The sequence below is a fragment of the Microbacterium sp. KRD172 genome (genome assembly GCF_017168295.1).
In the GTDB taxonomy this organism is placed as follows: domain Bacteria; phylum Actinomycetota; class Actinomycetes; order Actinomycetales; family Microbacteriaceae; genus Microbacterium; species Microbacterium profundi.
In genome coordinates this window covers 3191035-3195124 of the sequence record NZ_JABFAS010000002.1, presented here as the reverse complement: position 1 = coordinate 3195124, position 4090 = coordinate 3191035, and the positions used below count along the sequence as shown (strand labels likewise).

Below are 4090 nucleotides of genomic sequence, written 5' to 3'. Positions count from 1 at the left end.
GAGCCCACGAACATTACCCAGTACATCACCACCATCGCGGTGAGGATCATCGCCGCAAATCGGATGTACATGTTCACCTGCTTGCTGCGGGGTCCGTGCTGCTCCTGGTCGGTGCGGGTTTTCTTGTGTGTCTCCATAGGGCACTTCCCTTCGTTTCGGTGTTCGGCGCGTGCCGAGGTGTCGAAGCGCCGTCAGAGCACCTGGAGCAGTTCCGCACACGCCCGCTCACAGTGTCGGCACGCTTGGCCACCGATGCGCCAGCGTTCGTGCATGCCTTCGTGCAGCTCGCATTTGTAGTTGATCGTTCGACGACTACTACGCTTCGCGCGCCTCAGCACAGCCGCAAGGGGGTTGAATGCTGTACCCCCTTGGGGTAGCCGGACAATGCTGACAGCGACGCCGCATCCGCGAAAGGTGTGGGCTTTGGTGCTGAACGCGCCCCTGTGGCGCTACTCGCGCGTTCTGGTGATCGCGACGAGAGCGGCAAGCCCGTCGGCTGTTCCTGGCCAGTTTCGTTCGAGGGCGTCCATGCCGGCGTGCGTGATGGCGAAGCGCAACCCGATCGCGACGAGGATCGCGTCGTCGAGGTATCCGAGTATCGGGATGAAGTCTGGGACCAGGTCGATCGGCAGCAACAGGTAGGCGAGGAGGCCACCCAGCCACCAACGTGTGAGGCGCGGCACCGCCGTGTCGAAGGCCAGACGTGTGATGAGCCTTACTGCGTCGGGTGCGAGCCGGGCGATTTCCCGCCAATCGATGGAGCGGTCAGCTCGTCGGTAGTGAACAATCAGCACAATCATCAGCGCGCCCCACAGGAGCGCGATACTCCCGAGGACGCTGAGAAGAATCTGCAACCAGTACGGCATGCGCGATCCTCAACCGGCCTCGTGTCGCGCGTGACCCGTGGCTCCCGGACCGGGCGCCCCTCCGCGAGGCGAAACCGCACCCGTGTCGTCCGTGTGCTCGTGCGACTGCTCGCGTACGTGATTTTCGCCTCTGCGGTTCTCCCTAGCCAAGGAACCTGCGGCAGTTGGATTCCTCCCGGGGTGGTAGGGCGAGAGTTCCGGATCGGAGTGGCGGATGCTCTGGATGACGAGTAGGCCGATGCCGATGAGAACGACGGCGAAGGAAGCCCAGATGTTGGCGGGAACGCCGAGGGGCGCATCACTGGTGGGATCGATGCGGATCGTTTCCAGCCCGCTGCGCCCGAGCCCATACCAGATCAGGTAGAGCGCCAGGCTGCGCCCCCGGCCACGAGCGAAGCGTCGCTCGAGCGCAACGATGAGGGCCGCACCGAGCAGGTTCCAGATCATCTCGTACAAGAACAGTGGATGAAACAGGGTGCCCGCCGGTACACCGTCGGGGAACATCGGTGCGGTCGGCAGGATCTCCAATCCCCAGGGCAGCGTGGTGGGGAGGCCGAAAAGTTCCTGGTTGAAATAGTTCCCGAGCCGGCCGATGGCCTGCGCAACGAGCAGAGCGGGAGCCAGCGCGTCAGCGAAGAGAGCCCACGAACATTACCCAGTACATCACCACCATCGCGGTGAGGATCATCGCCGCAAATCGGATGTACATGTTCACCTGCTTGCTGCGGGGTCCGTGCTGCTCCTGGTCGGTGCGGGTTTTCTTGTCTGTCGGCATGAAGGTCGGCCCTCCTTTTCGTTTCGGTGTTTCGGCCGGGGCCGGAGGTGTCGAACCGTGGTCAGAGGGCTTGGAGCAGTTCGGTGCACGCTCGCTCGCAGCGTCGGCACGCTTCGGCACAGATGCGGCAGTGCTCGTGCATGTCTTCGTGTAGCTCGCATTCGCTGGCGCAGCTGGCGCATGCAGTGCGGCAGGCCTCGAGCGTTGCTCGGGTGAGGTTGGCGTCGTAGCCGGTATGGCGGGACAGTATGCGTGCTGTTGCATCGCACAAGTCGGCGCAGTCGAGGTTTGTGCGGATGCATTTGATGAGATCCGCGACCATGTCTTCGCTGAGGCAGGCGTCGGCGCATGCGGTGCAGGCCTGTGCGCACTCCACACACGCGTCAATGCAGGTGGAGAGCGCTTCTTGGTCGATACCGCCGAGATCCTTTGGATACGTTCGCAGCATTTCTGCGGTGGTGGACACGGCTGTTTCCTTCCGTCGTTGATCGTTCGACGATTACTACGGTCCGCGCGCCTCAGCGCGACTGCAAGGGGGTTGTATGCCGTATCCCCGTGGGGTAGCCGACCAATGCTGGCAGCGACGCCGACCTCCGCTGGCGCTACTCGCGCGTTTTGGCGATCGCGAGGAGCGCGGCAAGCCCGTCGGGTGTTCCTGGCCAGTTTCGCTCGAGGGCGTCCATGCCGGCGTGTGTGATGGCGAAGCGCAACCCGATCGCGACGAGGATCGCGTCGTCGAGGTATCCGAGTACCGGGATGAAGTCGGGGACCAGGTCGATCGGTAACAGCAGATAGACGAGAAGGCCACCCAGCCACCACCGGGTAGGGCGCGGCACACCCTTGTCGAAGGCCAGACGTTTGATGAGCCGGACGGCGTCGGGGCCAGACGGGCCATTTCCCGCCAATCGATGGAGCGGTCAGCTCGCCGGTAGTGAACAAGCAGCGCAACAATCAACGCACCCCACAAAAGCGCGATACCACCGAGGACACTGAGAAGAATCTGCAACCAGAACGGCATGCGTGCGGACCTCAGCTCACCGGGGATCGCCCGCGACCCGAGACTCCCGGATCGGACACCCCTCCGCGAGGCGACACCGCACCCGTGCCATCCGTGTGTTCGTGCGACTGCTCGCGTGCGTGATCGTCGCCGCTGGAGTCCTCCCCGGCGGCGGAATCAGCAGGAGGGGGAGTCCTCCCGGGGCGGTAGGGCGAGAGTTCCGGATCGGAGTGGCGGATGCTCTGGATGACGAGCAGGCCGATGCCGACGAGGACGACGGCGAAGGATGCCCAGATGTTGGCGGGGATGCCGAGGGGCGCATCACTGGTGGGATCGATGCGGATCGCTTCCAGCCCGCTGCGACCGAGGCCGTACCAGACCAGGTAGAGCGCGAGGCTGCGCCCCCAGCCCCGAACGAAACGCCGCTCCAGCGCAACGATGAGGGCCGCACCGAGCAGGTTCCAGATCATCTCGTACAAGAACAGTGGATGAAACAGGGTGCCCGCCGGTACACCGTCGGGGAACATCGGTGCAGTCGGCAGGATCTCCAATCCCCAGGGCAGCGTGGTGGGGAGGCCGAAAAGTTCCTGGTTGAAATAGTTCCCGAGCCGGCCGATGGCCTGCGCAACGAGCAGAGCGGGAGCCAGCGCGTCAGCGAAGAGTCGGCAGGATCTCCAATCCCCAGGGCAGCGTGGTGGGGAGGCCGAAAAGTTCCTGGTTGAAATAGTTCCCGAGCCGGCCGATGGCCTGCGCAACGAGCAGAGCGGGAGCCAGCGCGTCAGCGAAGACCCAGAACCGGAGCCCGGCGCGACGGCACCCGATATAGACGCCGAGCGCACCGCCGAGAAGGGCCCCGTAGATCGCGTTGCCGCCGTCCCAGATCGCGAACACGTTCCACAAGTTCGCGTCGGGATAGAAATAGTCCGTGACATGGGTGAACACATGATAGAAACGCGCGACGATGATCCCCAGCGGCACCGCCCACAACGCGACGTCGATGGCGGTCCACGGAGCAACTCCGCGCGCGCGGAGCCGACGATCGGTGATCAGCACCGCAGCGGTGATCCCGGCGATGATGCACAGCGCATACACATGCACGGTGAGCGGGCCGATCTGGAAGCTCGCCCACGAGGGATCCGGACTTGGGATACTCAGCGGTACGACGGCGATCATGGCGCCTCCTCTAACTCGACTCCGACTAGGAACCCTAGGCGACAGCGTTGCGCCATGGGCGGCCAGCACCGAGCCGATCCGGCATCGGCCTACCGCGACCACGGCACGTGCGAACCATGATCTACCTTAGTCTGTAAGCATTCATGCAGATACTAATATGGATCGACTGCAGCCGGACGGTCCGTTCGTTGAGGTGGCGGTGGAGGTGTTCCGGCTGCTCGCAGATGCGACACGGATTCGCATCATCCTCGCCCTCCAAGAGGGGGAACTGTCGGTGAG

Annotated in this window: 4 protein-coding genes and 2 pseudogenes; all 6 read right to left on the bottom strand. The window is 64.0% G+C overall.

The genetic code is table 11. The features are described from left to right. Positions 1–449: 449 nt before the first annotated feature. Positions 450–866: a YkvA family protein gene (locus J1M43_RS15700; protein ID WP_033105416.1), complete on the bottom strand. Its 417-nt coding sequence runs from the start codon at positions 864–866 to the stop codon at positions 450–452. Between the two features lie 9 nt (positions 867–875). Then, entirely contained in the window at positions 876–1460 is a 585-nt protein-coding gene (locus tag J1M43_RS15695) for a prolipoprotein diacylglyceryl transferase (RefSeq protein WP_374058533.1), read from the bottom strand. A 34-nt stretch (positions 1461–1494) separates the two neighbouring features. Beyond that, positions 1495–1641, bottom strand: coding sequence for a hypothetical protein (locus J1M43_RS15690; protein ID WP_206477262.1), 147 nt, complete (start codon positions 1639–1641; stop codon positions 1495–1497). 61 nt (positions 1642–1702) lie between these two features. Continuing rightward, positions 1703–2089, bottom strand: coding sequence for a four-helix bundle copper-binding protein (locus tag J1M43_RS15685; RefSeq protein WP_206477424.1), 387 nt, complete (start codon positions 2087–2089; stop codon positions 1703–1705). Positions 2090–2336: 247 nt separating this feature from the next. After that, positions 2337–2435, bottom strand: a pseudogene (locus J1M43_RS16895) (YkvA family protein); the annotation flags it as partial. 235 nt (positions 2436–2670) lie between these two features. After that, positions 2671–3811 (bottom strand): annotated as a pseudogene (locus J1M43_RS17225) (prolipoprotein diacylglyceryl transferase). Positions 3812–4090 lie beyond the last annotated feature (279 nt).